The organism is Clostridium sp. C8-1-8 (assembly GCF_009928445.1).
Taxonomy (GTDB): domain Bacteria; phylum Bacillota; class Clostridia; order Clostridiales; family Clostridiaceae; genus Clostridium_AR.
Map to the genome: position 1 here is coordinate 1 of NZ_JAABNO010000051.1, position 15,513 is coordinate 15,513.

Annotated in this window: 13 protein-coding genes; 11 read left to right on the forward strand and 2 right to left on the reverse strand. The window is 29.5% G+C overall.

What is annotated here, in order from left to right:
- The 7 genes from GXK57_RS25450 to GXK57_RS25480 form a co-directional block, all read left to right on the forward strand.
- Window positions 1–820: DUF3387 domain-containing protein (locus tag GXK57_RS25450; RefSeq protein WP_160680825.1), on the forward strand; the 820-nt coding region annotated here is incomplete at its 5' end.
- Window positions 821–831: 11 nt separating this feature from the next.
- Complete coding sequence (locus GXK57_RS25455; protein ID WP_160680826.1) at window positions 832–1,488, forward strand: hypothetical protein; 657 nt, start codon at window positions 832–834, stop codon at window positions 1,486–1,488.
- 290 nt (window positions 1,489–1,778) lie between these two features.
- Complete coding sequence (locus GXK57_RS25460) at window positions 1,779–2,489, forward strand: hypothetical protein (protein WP_160680827.1); 711 nt, start codon at window positions 1,779–1,781, stop codon at window positions 2,487–2,489.
- 165 nt (window positions 2,490–2,654) lie between these two features.
- Window positions 2,655–4,889, forward strand: coding sequence for a Z1 domain-containing protein (locus GXK57_RS25465; protein ID WP_160680828.1), 2,235 nt, complete (start codon window positions 2,655–2,657; stop codon window positions 4,887–4,889).
- A gap of 574 nt (window positions 4,890–5,463) precedes the next feature.
- Window positions 5,464–5,961 carry a helix-turn-helix domain-containing protein gene (locus GXK57_RS25470; protein ID WP_160680829.1) on the forward strand — a complete coding sequence of 166 codons (498 nt, stop codon included), beginning with the start codon at window positions 5,464–5,466 and terminating at the stop codon, window positions 5,959–5,961.
- A 64-nt stretch (window positions 5,962–6,025) separates the two neighbouring features.
- Entirely contained in the window at window positions 6,026–7,447 is a 1,422-nt protein-coding gene (locus GXK57_RS25475) for a hypothetical protein (RefSeq protein ID WP_160680830.1), read from the forward strand.
- Between the two features lie 37 nt (window positions 7,448–7,484).
- Entirely contained in the window at window positions 7,485–7,721 is a 237-nt protein-coding gene (locus GXK57_RS25480; RefSeq protein WP_160680831.1) for a hypothetical protein, read from the forward strand.
- Window positions 7,722–8,297: 576 nt separating this feature from the next.
- On the opposite strand, the gene GXK57_RS25485 is transcribed toward GXK57_RS25480, so the two are convergent.
- Window positions 8,298–8,888 (reverse strand): sigma-70 family RNA polymerase sigma factor, encoded by a 591-nt coding sequence (locus GXK57_RS25485; RefSeq protein ID WP_160680832.1) that lies wholly within the window; start codon window positions 8,886–8,888, stop codon window positions 8,298–8,300.
- Window positions 8,889–8,956: 68 nt separating this feature from the next.
- On the opposite strand from GXK57_RS25485, the gene GXK57_RS25490 reads away from it, so the two are divergent.
- From GXK57_RS25490 to GXK57_RS25505, 4 genes are all read left to right on the forward strand, one after another.
- Complete coding sequence (locus tag GXK57_RS25490; protein WP_160680833.1) at window positions 8,957–9,658, forward strand: N-acetylmuramoyl-L-alanine amidase; 702 nt, start codon at window positions 8,957–8,959, stop codon at window positions 9,656–9,658.
- 276 nt (window positions 9,659–9,934) lie between these two features.
- Window positions 9,935–10,345, forward strand: a complete 411-nt coding sequence (locus GXK57_RS25495; protein ID WP_160680834.1) for a DUF3888 domain-containing protein — start codon at window positions 9,935–9,937, stop codon at window positions 10,343–10,345.
- A gap of 831 nt (window positions 10,346–11,176) precedes the next feature.
- A complete protein-coding gene (locus GXK57_RS25500; protein WP_160680835.1) occupies window positions 11,177–12,433 on the forward strand; it encodes a hypothetical protein in 1,257 nt (418 codons plus the stop codon).
- A gap of 158 nt (window positions 12,434–12,591) precedes the next feature.
- A complete protein-coding gene (locus tag GXK57_RS25505) occupies window positions 12,592–14,739 on the forward strand; it encodes an NERD domain-containing protein (RefSeq protein ID WP_160680836.1) in 2,148 nt (715 codons plus the stop codon).
- Between the two features lie 290 nt (window positions 14,740–15,029).
- Here GXK57_RS25505 and GXK57_RS25510 read toward each other — a convergent pair.
- Window positions 15,030–15,513 (reverse strand): helix-turn-helix transcriptional regulator (locus GXK57_RS25510; protein ID WP_160680837.1); only part of this gene is annotated, 484 nt, incomplete at its 5' end.

Here is a 15,513-nt window from a genome sequence, read left to right on the forward strand (position 1 = left end):
ATTATGTGCAGCTACAGATCAAGGTAAAACAGTGGCTCTAGAAGTAGGATACTTTAAGGCTGTAAAAGCTAGCTTAGCAAAACTTGACTCAAAGAATGTAGTGAAAAAGTCAAAAAGAGAAATTGAAGCTAGAGTTAATCAGATGCTTGAGAGATCCATTATTTCTGAAGATGTTATTGATGTTTTTGATGCACTTGGTATTAAAAGACCAGAGGTATCCATTCTTTCAGAAGAGTTCTTAGAAGAAGTAAAAGCTATTAAGCATAAAAACTTAGCACTAGAAATGCTTAAAAAACTTTTAGAAGGAAATATAAAGTTACTGGAAAAAAGAAACTTAGTAAAATCAGAAAAGTTTTCAGAGAAGCTAAAGAAAGCACTAAATAAATACAGAAACCAAGCTATTACAAACGCAGAAGTTATAGAAGAGCTTATTAGAATGGCTAGAGAAATAAAAGAAATGAAAGAAAAAGAAAAAGATTTAGGTCTTAACGAAGATGAAGTTGCTTTCTACGATGCATTAACCGAAGATGGCATAGTAAAAGAGTTTATGGATGATGAAACCCTAAAGAAAATAGCACACGAACTAACAATGTCCATTAGAAATAACCTCACCATAGATTGGAGCGTAAGAAAAAGCGCTCAGGCAGGCATGAGAAAAATAATAAAGAGATTATTAAAGAAATATGACTATCCACCAGAACATGCAAAACATGCATTAGAAACAGTAATGAGACAAGCGGAGCTTATGTGTGGAAATGTTGACCTAGATGAAATAGTAGCTGATATGGTTGCTGAAGATATGGAAGACTATTTGGTATAGGGGAGATTATTATGTACGAATTAATAAATCAAGATGAAGCAGACAGAATCAAGGAAATCATAGAATCAGAGTGTTTATGTAAGCCCATAGAAATAGAAGTAGATGAATATAAATTAAATGTTGATAATGTGAGCGAAACAACTGAAACTACTCATCATCAACCATATGAAATGAAAGAATTTTATTTATTAAATAATGATTTTAATGATGGGGTATTGGAGCACAAACATAGATTATATGAAGCATTTGTGAATGTAGGGGAGTGGGGATACGAAACCAGATTAAAGAATACCCATATCACTTTAGGATCAGATAGATTTCATGATTTTTGTTTTCAGCTTGAACTATCTCAAGCTATCAAAGATGAAAACTACATCTATATTGCTAAAAATATTACAAGCATGGCTGGGCCAGGTGCTATTTGCAGACTATATAGAGGTCTAAAAAGTGATAAGGCTAAAAAATTGATGAGGCAACAGCAGTTTATAGAGAGATATGGTAATGAATTAATAAGATATAAAAATAAGGATTGGATCGTCATTTCTAAGATTGGGGTGAATGATCTGCATGATGATGTAAAAGCACCAGAAATTTTCTATAACTTAATAAATAATGTGTTTTTTGCAATGCTTTTGGTAGAGAGTATTGGAGAGAATGATGTCATTTAGAATATTGTAAAATCATATTTGATATACGTTATGATATAAGAGAGTGGGATCCAGAACATAATAAGATTGGTAAGGGGACTACTTTTAATAGTGATGAACTAATAGAATTAAGGAATATATTAAACTCAATGGAATTATAGTTAAGAAGCCGGATTTAAAACTTCGGCTTAAAACTTACATAGTGCTGCTAAATAATTGAATATTAAATATAAAAAGTAATTAGTAGAATCTGTTAGGTTAGAAGTTAATTATAGTAAATAGTAATGTTAAAAATTGATAGGGGGATTATCATGAAAAAATTGATTTCATTCCTAAAGACTGAATTTCCTAAAGATACTCTTGATATACAAGAGTGTATAGATCTTCTTAATCAGTGTATTGGTGGGAGTGTTGAAAGTATTAAAGGTGCCTTCAGCGCTGCAATTGACAAACGTGATTATCAGAGATTAACAAACTTACAAGAAATTCTTCAATCAATAGATAAAGTTCAAGTTAAGTTGGAAGAATACTCAAATTTACTACAGTTAGACGACGAAATTGAAGAAGAAATTATTCAAAAGGAAAATTTGGAAGATGAATCAAAAGAGCTTCCTGACTATGATTCTCTTCGAGTAGATCAAAATATACCGTATACACTCTACGATGATTATACTCATAAAAGACCAGCTGGTTTTGAAATTTTCGGAATGCGACAAGATGCAAAAGACTGGAAGGAAGTGCTCATTAAAACTTGCGAAATACTGGCTGGAAAGGACCCTGTGAAGTTTAGTACTTTTGTCAATGACAAATCAATGCAAGGACGGAAGGTTTCCTACTTTTGTAATGACCAGAAAGGCATTAGAGCTCCACGACATGTTAAAGGTACAGATATCTATCTGATGACAAATATGAGTGCCAATCAAGTGAGGAACGTTATCGAAAGAATGCTTAGAAGATATGAGATTAAGATTAATAATTTTATAATTTATTTGAAAGCAGATTATACTGCAAGACATGAGTAATTCTTGAAAGTGTAAAATATTAAGTTTAAAATAAATTAAACTGAAGTGTTCCTTCAGAATTAGCTAAAGGATAACATTTACTATTGAAGAGCTAAAGATTTACTAAATTTGATTGATATTTAAAATGAGATAAGAAGGTAAAATGAATATGGGGGAGTGGTTATTGTGAAAATAGGAAAGTACTATTCGTATAAAAAACAAGAGATGAATTATACTGAGGATATGGAAAAATGCATTAAAAATACATGCCAATATTGTATTGATAATACGTTTGGCGCAGATGAGGAAAAACAGAAGCATCCTATTATGATGCTAGGAAAAATTCAAAGTGGTAAAACAAGAGCCTTCACTGGGCTTATAGCTTTAGCATTTGATAATGATTTTGATATGGTATTTATTCTTACTAAGAATAGTAAAGCATTAGTTAAGCAAACAGAATCACGTATGAAAAAAGAATTTAAACCATTTATAGCTGATTATGAGTTAGAGGTAAAGAATATCATAAAGATGAGAAATAGCCTTACTGGATATCAGCTTGAGAAAAAAATGATTATTATTGCTAAAAAAGAAAAAAACAATCTAGATAAAATTATAAAATTTATTAATGACTATTCAATTGATAAAAATAAGAAGTGCTTAATCGTAGATGATGAAGCTGATACAACAGGAATAGGCTATGGGAAAAATAAAGAGACTGAAGAATTTGATTTAAGAACTGTAGCTTCTAAGGTAAATGATATTAGAGGTAATTTAGATGGATGCATTTTTGTTCAAGTTACCGCAACTCCATATGCTCTGTATTTGCAGCCAGAATTCATAGAAGATGACAAACCAGAACCTATTAAACCGAACAAAACTATTTTAGTTCCTTCAGGAGAAGGATATATAGGTGGTGAATATTATTTTATTAGTAGTCAGCGTGATAATCATCCAGCTAAATATTTATTTACTCCCGTAGATGTTGACGAGCATGATATTATATCAGATCAAAAAAGAAAAGGGAAAAAATCTAAAATAGCAGATAGAAGAGTTTTTAAGGAAGAAGATATTCTAATAAGAGAAGATAAACTACCTGTTTTTAAACTGGGGATTATAAATTTTATTATTGGAGCTATAGTTTTAAGGGAAAGTAAGAAAAAGCATTATGCTTATGCTATACATACTGCAACGCAAAAAGATTCACATTCTAGGTTGAAAAGTGTAGCAGATTTTTTATTTGAACAAATTAGAAATAGAAGTAAAGAGACCGAAGCTTATGTTGAGAGATTAATAATGAACTCTTATAATGATATAAAAGCATCAGTAGAAGCATATGGATATAAAATGCCAGAATATTCAATTGTAGCTGAAAAATTTTATGAAGCTGTTGATAAAGAATATTATAGCGTGGATGTTGTAAACAGTGATAATGATATAGATGAACTTTTAGATGAAGAAACTGGTGAACTTAATCTTAGGAGTCCTTTTTCAATATTTGTTGGCGGACAAGTATTAGATAGAGGCGTTACTATCCCTAATATGATTGGATTTTATTATGGTAGAAGTCCAATTTCTATGCAGCAAGATACAGTTCTTCAACATTCTCGAATGTTTGGATATAGATCGAAAGAGCTATTATCAGTAACTAGATTTTACACCACAGACAGAATACATGATAATATGACTAAAATAACTGAGATAGATGTTGAGTTAAGAGAAGATATAGAAAAAGGGAAATTAGGAGATGGAGTATATTTTATAACCAGTAAAAAACAAGATGGTAAGTATGGAACTACTGGAAAAATAGTACCTTGTTCACCTGATAAAATTAAGGTTTCAGATGTAATATTATTAAAACCTCATAAGAGATTATTACCAGTTGGCTTTTTGCCAATTAGCAAATCAAAATCCTTGGAAGTGAATAATAAATTAGATAAAAAATTCAGTAATCTGCACAAACAAGATAGGTCACTTGTAGGAGAGTTTTCGATAGAAGAAGCTGAAGAAATAATTAAGCTAGTTTACTCAATAATTGAGCCAGATGAGGATTCTATAAGATTTGTGAATGAAGATGAGTTTCTAACTACCATGAGATATATGCTTGGTGAAAAGGATAAAGTTAAAATAGTAGTAAAAAGAAATAAAAACACTAAAAAATACAGGGATTCAGGCAGAATTGAAGATGCACCAGATACAGGAGAGAGTGAAGCAAGGGTTGCAAAAAGTTTAGCTATAGATGAGCCGGTAATATTACTGCTTCAAGAAAATGGGGAACATAAAGACTGGAAAAATAGATCTTTCTGGTGGCCTATTTTAGTTTCACCTAAAAACACACCCAAAATAATATATGCTTCTAAAATAGCAACTGAGAAAATTAAAAAGAAAATGGATTATGATTTTAAGGATGAGAATGCAGTGTAAATGTTTGGGATATCATTAATTACTGAAAATAAACTTTAATGAGAATCTTGTACTAATCAAAATTAAAAGAAATGTTGAAGTCATTAAATAAAGATGATAGGCTTCAGAAGTTCAAGTAATATCATATACTAAAGTTAAGCTAAGATTAAAAATGATGACAGACTCAAGTAAATTTAAATTAAATGGAAAGTTAATGTCACACAAAAATGATAATCAAATATTTATCTAAATTAGAACAAGGCTAAATGTTATAGCTATAACATTTAGCCTTGTGTTTTTAATGCCTGCGTTAAATTTATATTTTGCTAATTTTTTAGGTATATATAAATGCTTACAACTTTTATTTATATTAAATCCTCTATATTCAACAGAAATAAGCTATACTCAATCAAAAGTTTTGATGCAAATCTATCTAATTAACCAATATTAAGAAACGTGTTGTAGTTAACATAATGATAGAAGAACGCGTAGATGGAAAAAATATTAATACTATTATTGACAACAAATGTAGTTAATGATAGCATTAAGTTGTAGTTAATATATGTAAGTGTGACATTAATAAGGATGTGTTTATATGGAATTTTACACAGTTAAGGATATAGCTGAAATGTTATCTGTTAATGAAGAAACCGTTAGAAGATGGATAAGAGATGGGAAACTTGATGCAGAAAGAGGAAATGGAAGACAGGGAAGTAAGGTAAGCGATGCGTCACTAAAGATATTTTTAGAAAATAATAAGGGCCTAATAAATGTAAATGCAGCTACAACTTTAGGGTTAGGTGTTTTGGGATCTATTGGTATTGCAGGAGCTGCATTAGTATCTCCAATTGTGTCGGCAATTCCTATAATAGGTGGAGCAGTTTTTGGTGCGAACCTAATTAAAAAATTAAAAGCAGAAAAGCAAGATAAAAAAGCTATTAAAATTGAGCTTATGGAACAAGAATTTGAACTTGAGAAGAAAAAGGCACAGCTTGATACTGAAATTGCAAGGTTACAAAATGAAGTAAAGTTAATTGATAGTCAGATAGAAAAAATAAAAGAAATTGTTAAAGATATTGATAGAGAAGATTAATTATTTATATAAATTTAAATATGAAATATTATAGTGGGAGTATTGAGAAAGAGGAGTTGATTTTTTGTTTAGAAGTAAGAAAAAAAATAAGAATAACATTGTTGGTACACCAGCCATTAATGCTGCAAATCCGATTATTAAAATAAAAGAAGTTACAGACTCATTTATTTTAGACCAAAACAATCTTGTTAAAGAAGCAGAAAAACAATGTACCCCTATAATAAACGGAGATAAAATTATTAATGATAAAGAATTCATTTATAAGTATACTGCAAGAAAGTATAAGATGAAGAATGATACTGTCGAGAATATGCTTAATAGAAATAGAGAAATAAAGGATCTTATAAAAGGTGCTAACCCGCAAGGTAAAACTAAAGAAGTAGTAGCAGCTTATGAATATAGAAAATTACAGAATGGTGATGATAGTGGTGTTGTAAATGCACCAAAGCATAATTCTCCAAATGTAAAAGATATAAGACTATCTCCAGATGATGCATCTAAGAGAGATTTGGTTTTCAAGATAGACATTGGAGATGACAAACTAATACTAGCGCCAGGAGGGCAAGTTAAGACTGGTGAAGCTAAATATATTGCAGATAGTCTTTGTGAAATGGCTAAAAAGAAATCATACGGTAAAACTGCAATTTTAGATGCTAAATTTGTAAATAATGATGGAACTCCTAGAATTGGAGAAGATGCCTTTACACCACAACAAGCTAGAAAAATTAAAGAGGCTGGAATAAGGCTAAGAGGAGTAAAGGATCTTGACAAAAGAGGGGAAGCACTGCTGGAAAATTTAAAAAAAGCTGAGTTGGATGGATTAAATCCGGTTGAAAGAGAACAATTAATCAAACTACGTAATGATATTGCAAAAGCATATAGTGGTAAAGCTGTTGCTGGAAGAATGTTAGGTGGTGCTGCAATCGCTTTTGCCACTGCAGCAGTAATTTCTATGATTATTCAATATAACACAAATAAAAAAATAGAAGTAAGACCTTTATTAGAATCCTCAGGGAAAGCTGCTGGTACTGGTGTTCTAGGTGTACTCTTTGATGCAGGCTTGTATAAGTTTGCTATTAAGAAGGGAAAAGCCCCAGAAGTAGCTAAAATTTTTGCTCAAGAGGGGGTTACTAGTGGATTTTGTTTGATTGCAGCTGTTGCAGATATAGCTAATGAAGTAAAATCTGCATATAATGGCGATATTTCAATATTAGATTCAATCGCAGGAAGTTCTCTAAAAACAGCTATTGACTTATTACCGATAGTATTAATGCCTTTAGGATTTGCAGGTGTTCCAATATCAATGGGAACTCAAATTGGAGGGAGATGGATATTATCTAAACTTAGAAATTTTGATACTAAAATTAAAGAAGAAATCGCAGAAGATTTTATGATTATTAGAGATATAGAAGAACGTGAAGCAAATATAAAAGAAATGAGCGAAGATATGGATAAAATATTTAAAGAAATTGGGTTATCATATTAATCAAAAATAAGAGTAGTTAAATAAGGAGATTATTGAAATGGTTAAAAAGGTGATTATCGGGAGAGTGGCACTGACACTAAGTAGTATGGCATGTGCACTGATAGCAGTTGATCAGGGAATGAAAAGAAAAAAAGAATGTAGAACATTTAAAGAAGAAATTAAAAGGAGAGATACTAATTCTAAGCATGCTAAAGAAGCGTATAAAAAAATATATGAGCAGAATAAGATATTAGTTGATGAACTAAAAAAGTATAAAGATATTAAGAAAGATTAGCTAGATTTTAGTTAATGAGGGTAATTGATCACTAATATTACAGTACAATATTAGTAATGTAGCTTCAAGGGATTTCGTGGAGTTTATTTTATTACAATATGATATTACGTGTAAAATTAGTCGAACAATAAAAAGCTAAATGTTAAGAAATTAGAACAATGGAATAATTAAAGCTATAAAGTGTATAGCTGATGAACGTACTATCTAAAAATGAGTTAAAGGCTGATATTGATCGTAGTGTTAATGAATCTGCGTCTTATTTCAGATTATAAAAAGTGGTCTTATGTCAATATTTTGTACACAAAGAGTTAAACTTTTTTATACCACATTTATGGCTAATAATTAATATTCATTTGGAGACATATAATTTAGCGAAGAGTACAATCCTTCTGTTGTATTAATGAATACCATAGTTTAGTACTACTGCGCTAAAAACTTAATACACATAATTAGAAAAAAAATAATACCTCCTTTCAAAATAATAGTAGTTTTGCCGACCACTAACATCTTAAAGGAGGTATATCCATAATGGATAATAATAGTTTAGCATATTTAAAATGAAACTGTAAATATAACTTAGTTTACGAATGTACATTGTTTGTCTACTTTTAAGCCATTCTTCAACTTAGCTAGTATATTGCCTTTCATATCAACCACCTTATAATATGGCAGATCGCTAAGATCAGAGTACTTTCTCATAGAATACCCCTCATAGAAAACATATTTTACAAGTTCTTTTTCTTCTTCAGTTAAGGTATTAATGACAGAGTTTATCTGTGATTTCACTTGGTTTTGATAGATAATATCCTCAACAAAATTCATATCGCAACAGGCTATGTTCTCTAGGGTAGTATCTAATATTACTACCTTGGAACCATAAGTCTTCTGTCTTCTTACAGACTTTCTAATAAGGCAATTAACTGAGTTTTTCAGAGCATTAGTAGCGTAAGCAACAAATCTATGCTTTTCTGGATTGTATAGCTTAATACAATTAAATAAAGCTTTATAGCATTCATTTCTGATATCTTCAAATTCATATCCACTTACAAAAGACTTCTTACATAGATTTATTATAAAAGGGTTAAATTCTGAAACTAACGTCTCTTTAGCCTCTTCATTATTTGCTTTACAAAGCAGTACTAGACTTTCAATATGTTTATAATCCATAAAATATCACCTCTCAACTAAAATATATGCTAGTCGGCATATATCTAAGGAAAAGGAGGTAGATATTCATGAAAATATCAAAACTAGCTATAGATATAGGCCACAATGTGCAGTTTGATGGGGGAGCAGTAGGTATAAGATCAGAAAATGAACTTAATTATGAGATAGGAACAAAGCTTATAGAAAAATGCAGAGCTGCAGGTTTGACTGTTATTAACTGTACTCCAAGGAATGCAACAAGTTTATACGATTCCTTAAATCAGAGAGTTGAAGCAGCAAATAATAACAATGCTGATTTCTTTATTTCTATTCATCATAATTTATGTACTGGAGGTCATGGATCGGAGATACTATGTATTTCAGGAGGAAGAGCTGAAGAAGTCGCTAAAATAATTCTTCCTGAAATTGCAATGTTAGGATTTGCTAATAGGGGAGTAAAGGCAAGAAATGATTTATTTGTTCTAAAAAACACTAATATGTCTGCGATACTTATAGAATGTGCTTTTTGTGATAGTCCTATTGATATGAATAATTATAATCCAGAGAGTATGGCAGAGGCAATATTTAAAGGGATATGCAAAGCATTTGAGCTAAATGTATCAGGAGATAATCGGTCTACTGAGCAAGCTAATTATTATACAGTAGTAAGAGGCGATACATTATGTACAATAGCTAAAAGATATGGAACTACAGTTGAAAAAATAGCTTCACTGAACAATATTGCTAATGTTGATATTATCTATGAAGGACAGAAGATTTTAGTAAAATAGAATGTTTCGAAATATATAGTATATAATTAAGTGCTGTAATAGAAATAGGTAATATCAGTTGCTATTAAACAAGCCCTTATAAGATGCAATTTTAATTGTAGCTTATAAGGGCTTAAATATTTAGGTGAAAATAAAAGAACAGTTCTTTAGAAAATTGTTATCTAATTAAGAGGAATGTGAATAACTTCTGCTTTAGAAGTAGCAATTAGTATTGAGTATACAAATTTCCTTATTACTAAAAATATATTAATCTCATTAGAAAGGAAAGTGGTTTTAATGAAAAAGTTCTTATTAATAATATTCTTTATGCCAACTCTTCTATGTGTACCTTCTTATTTTACTGCTAGTGCCTCTGAGCAAATAAACCTAGTAGAAAAATATAATTATAATTTACAAGAAGAATCAAAGGAGATTTTATATAATGACATTATCATGGCAATGCTTACTCCTTATATACAAAGAGAAGTTGAAAAATACTACGGGACTTATTATTCGGTAGAACCGTGGGCTAATGATATCGTAAGTATTGAAAGACCTAATGGTGATCGAACTTCTTATTTCATTATTGAGATTGAGATAATGCCATACACAGGTCCTCATAATTCAGTAGGTATTGACCGTATAACAATAAGTATAGATTCAAGTGAAATTAAAGTTTTGAAATTTAAACATCTTCATTCATTTTGAGCAAAATAAAGGATGATATTAAGAGCGTTTGTGCAAGCTTTTGGAGCATGGAATAATCGGACCAGTGAGTAGTGCTTAAGAAGGATTATGGAAGGCTATTGAAGCTTGTACAAACCTTCCTATTTGGATTAAATGAAAATATAAAGTTTAATATGTGTCAGCAATAGGAGAAGCTGGACCAGCTAAGTAATGATTGTACTAGATAAATGGACATGCATTGCGGCTAGTATAGCTTCTCTTTTTGCTGATTTTGTTTATAAGCGTTTAGGGTGATTAGAATATGATTTCAGCATATTAAGTTTTATGAAGTTAATTTAAAGAAAGGGAGGGAAAGCAATAAAAATTAAAGAATAAATTAGACAGGTAGGGGAGCTGCAATCTCATCTATAACTACAGTGCTATGCTTGTCCATTTGGGCGTAGCCGCTAAACATTCTTTTGTGAAGTGTACAAGCAAGGACCACAGAGGAAGACTTAAGAGCTTGCTTGTAAATAGGACTGGCATTGACCTGAGATAACTGCTTAAAAGTTGCCTGTCCTATGTCATTTTCACAAAAGAGGGTGTTTAGCGAAGTGGACAAGTTAAATATAGTTTTAGAATTGGTTATTATATCTGATAAGTTAACATGGAATATAAGGAATAATAGGGAATAAAGGTTTAATTTGTAGTATAATGGAGTTGTATAATTAATAAGTTAGAAATAAAGTTTTTATTATAATATGAAGTTACCATTATTGGTTGTTCTGGGTTGATTGACTATGACTATAATGGGAGGTTCGAAAGATTATATCTAGCTAACTAAATAACTACTAAATTAATTTGGAGGATACTATGAAAAATTTCAATGAGGATATGAAAGAATACCATTTAATTGATACTTTATTAAAGATGAATGAAAAGGGCTTTTTTGATGAATATTCTGATGAACATTTTTTGATTAAAGCTTTAAACGGAGATATTGATTATTTTGAAAAACATAGTAATTTGATAAAAGGAAGTATATATCATTCAAACAGCCAAATGAATGCAACTAATTTTATAGCAAATTTCTCTACAAAATTTAGTTATTTTTGTGACCATTTTAGTGAAGGTGATGTAGAAAAATTTGTAAAAGATCAACTTTCTGCAGGTAAGATGAATTATAAAGAAGAAAGATTTTTTGAAGCTATAGCGGAAGTGAATGTTATCAATTTTCTTATGGCATTTGGTCCAGCACGTTTAAAAGAAGCTAAGTATGAACCTAAGTTGGGAAGGAATGGAAGTAACCCTGAGGCACGGTTAATTTATGAAAATGGAATAACCGTGGATGTAGAAGTAAAAACACCTGGATTTAAGAAAGTGATAACAAGTGATGAGAAAGGCGTGTTAATTCCAACATTTCTATTAGAGGATAAAGAAAAAGCAATTTTTGAAAAACAGTGTTCTAAAAAGGGAATTAAATTTATTCTTCCTAGGGTAATGAAATTAAAAGATTACATAAATAGCGCTGGTAAAAAGTTTGAGATGCCTAAAGATAAAAACCATGTTAATTTGTTGTTTATCAATTGGACATATACAGATGTTGAGAGAAGAGGTTATATAGAACCGTATTCTTTGTTATATAACAACTTAAACGGTATATTAAAAAATAAAGAAGCTGCGTTAAGTATAGGGATTAATGAAGATGCATTGCGTAAAATATCAGCAATCATTATATATCAAGATAGTTTTGATTCTTTAATATTTGGAGACTTTAGACATATGTGGAATGGATATAACTTCAGAATGTTGCCCAACATGTTAATTGATCAAGACATGTTAGATATAGATATAATTAAGGATGTTTTAAGGATGAATCCACCTAAAAAGAATGATGAAATGATGCCATATGCTTTTAAAATTAGGGAGCGCTACTTAAATGATTCATTTGAATTAGCTGAATTTATAAATAGAAGAATTAAGGCTAAAATTAGAGGCGAGGATAATTTTACTTATTTTAATGAGAAATATTATAAGAAAAAAATGAAAGAAGAGAAAAAACGTAAGAAAGCTTATGAAGATTTAAAGAAAGAGGGATATATTTATGAGGGTAATTATTATGATAAATAGTTATTACTTCGAGCTAAATATAATTGGTTTTATAAATCAGAAAATATATACTTTCGAATTTTAGTGCATTTCTTCTTTATGTTTTTCTTAGATTTTGATGTTACCATGTACAAATTATAAGGATAATTAAACAATTGTATTTGAAAGAGAGTAAAGAAATGAATAGAGAATTTATTGATTTAATAGAAAATTTGATGGAAATAAAAACATACAATAGTAATGGGACCTTTAATAAAAATGTAAACATTGAATTGGAAAATATAGGGATAACATTGAAAGAAAAGTTCAAAAATGAGGTTTACAAATACGAAGAATATCTTAATGAGTTCATAAATTATATTTCCAAGTTTGATAAATTAGAAGTTTTATCTTATTTTTCGTTTCTTAGAATTTCAACAGATAGAAAAGGAATAGAAGATGAGGCTTTAAATATATTCCAACTTGAATTTTTACAATGTATTTTATTGAGTAATGATTTATGTGAAAAAAAAGAAGAGCTTACCAAAGAACATATTGAGAAGATAAAAGGATTTTTATTAGTACTACCTATGTTGATGGATTTGAGAAATTTAGAAGAAGTGGAATGTAAAAATACCGTTGAGAAAAAAGAATTTAATATAATAAATGAAATAATTTCTGAAAGAGCATTTATGAGGAGTCATACAACTCAATATATTGAGAACAATATAAACGAACAACTCCTAAAAGAATTAGATAAAATGAGTATTAATAAATATGGTATTAAGTATAGTTATATAATGAAGATGCTTACTAAGATCTTATCAAATATAAATAATAAAATAAATGAATACATTAAAATAATGCCTGGTTGTTCGATAAATAAGGTTTCTTATAGTATGTATGATATGTGTACTTTTTCTGTAGAAGAATGTTTAAATCTCTATGGAGAAAGTGTAATGCCAAAGGCAATTGAAGTAATTTTGAATAAGTTTTCATGCCATTTGAATGAGAAAATAACTATAAATGCAGAAGATGCTTTTATTAATAACCCTGTATGGAATAAATTCTTAATAAAAGTAGATGATAATAAATATTTCTTTCCACCAATAGACTCTTTTATCTCACGAGTTTTGGAGATTTTTAGGTTGCTAATAGTTGAAGATGATGAAACAAAAAAACAATATGATGATACTAAAGGAGATTTCTTAGAGAAAGAAATTGTTAAGATTTTTTCTAATAAATTTAATAGTTTTGGTATATATGATAATTGTCATTTATGTGATGATAATGGGAAGGACTTTGAAAGTGATCTTATACTGATATATAAAAATTATGCAATAGTCATAGAAGCTAAAGCAAATGATATTAGCAGTCTTACTTATGGTGGGAATTTTAGGAAGTTTAGAGACGATTTTAACACTATTGTTAGAAAGCCTAGAATACAAGCTAATAATATAAAGGAAATATTAGAAAAAAGTAAAGGAAACTTAGTTAAACTTAATAAAGAGGGAGGTGATACTGTAGAAATAGATCTTAGGAACGTAAGTGAAATTATATCTTTTTCTGTTTCATTGTCAGGAATAAAGCGTTTATGTAATTCTCAATTATCATGGTTTGACTATTGGAGCGAAAAATCAAAAGCTGATGAAAGGGATGTAAAGAAAATAATTCCTCACATGCAATTAAAACATTTGCATATAATTAGTGATTTATTATCAACGGAAGCTGAGTTTATTCATTATATAAAAGAGCGTACTAGAATAGAGCAAACTGTTAGATATAATGGAGATGAACTAGACTTATTAGTTATATACCTTAATAGAAAATTTAAAGTTGAATTTAAATCATTAAATAATAAAGAATACGTAGACACTTTATTAGGAGCAGATGTAGAATTAAATGATTATTTTTTTAACAAGGTGGACAAGGGGGATTTTAAGAAAAATAAATTATTTTCAATTGGATTAAAAAATGAAGCTACAAAAAGCAAAGTCAATGCAGAGAAAGAAATTATGATATGTGAAATTCCATATTATTTGCAAAATATTATATTAAAAGAAATTGAACAAATAAAGATTGAATTTGTAGATTTTAAGAAAACTAGTCCATTAATATCTCATATATGTATAACTCCTAGAGCTAATGAATACATAGGGGTGTTTCCAATATTATACAGAGATTGGGTGCATGAACTTCAAATGAAATCCCATTTAAGAGAACAAAAATATATATATGATTTAATACATGATATTAAAAACAAACACTTAAAAGAGTTTTACATAATTGGTATAAGATGCGATGAACATGGCGAGATTTCTTTGGGATTCATAGAAAAAATAAAATAAATAAAGTATATAACGAATAATACAACTATGAGATAGTTTAAAAAATAAAATATAGAGATAGGATTTTTTTATTAGTGTACACCATATATATTTCTTTTGGACGAAGGTTTTTCTTCTTTATCATGAAAAAGTAGTAAAAACTTTATTTAGAGGTACTTGAGAAACAGTATCATAGGTAATGTGAGTTCTTTAAGTATAGATGATCTTATCTTTATCAGTAATATAAATAATTTTATGTTATGTAAGTGAATATATGTAAGTTAAATCTACATATATTCACTATATGCCCTCTAAAAGTAATATTTAAAAACTCCCTTACTCTTTAACCTCAAATACATCTCATAAGACAACCTAATCCTCCCACTAATCAACTTTTTAAGTGTAGACTCACCTACATCAAGCACCCTACAACACTCCCCATAAGTATATTTCTTCTTTTCCTTCCACCTTCTAACCCTCTCCCCAGGCTCATTAAAATAGAAGTAATAATATTCATGAAAATACTCAAGTGGTAGATCAAATTTATCACACACCTTCTTTATGCTCTCAGGCTTAGGCATAACATCATGAGTCTCCCAATGAAGCACTGTATCAAAATGCTGCCCTATAATTTCAGCAAACTCTTTTTGATTTAGGTTATATACTTTTCTTAGCTTAATTATTTTTTCACCAATTGTATCTTCTTCTAAATCCTTAAACATTTCAGCATATAAATTTAATTGATAGGAAGAAAAGATCTTCTTAAATGTTGCACTTGAGTTCAGTTTGGTGGTG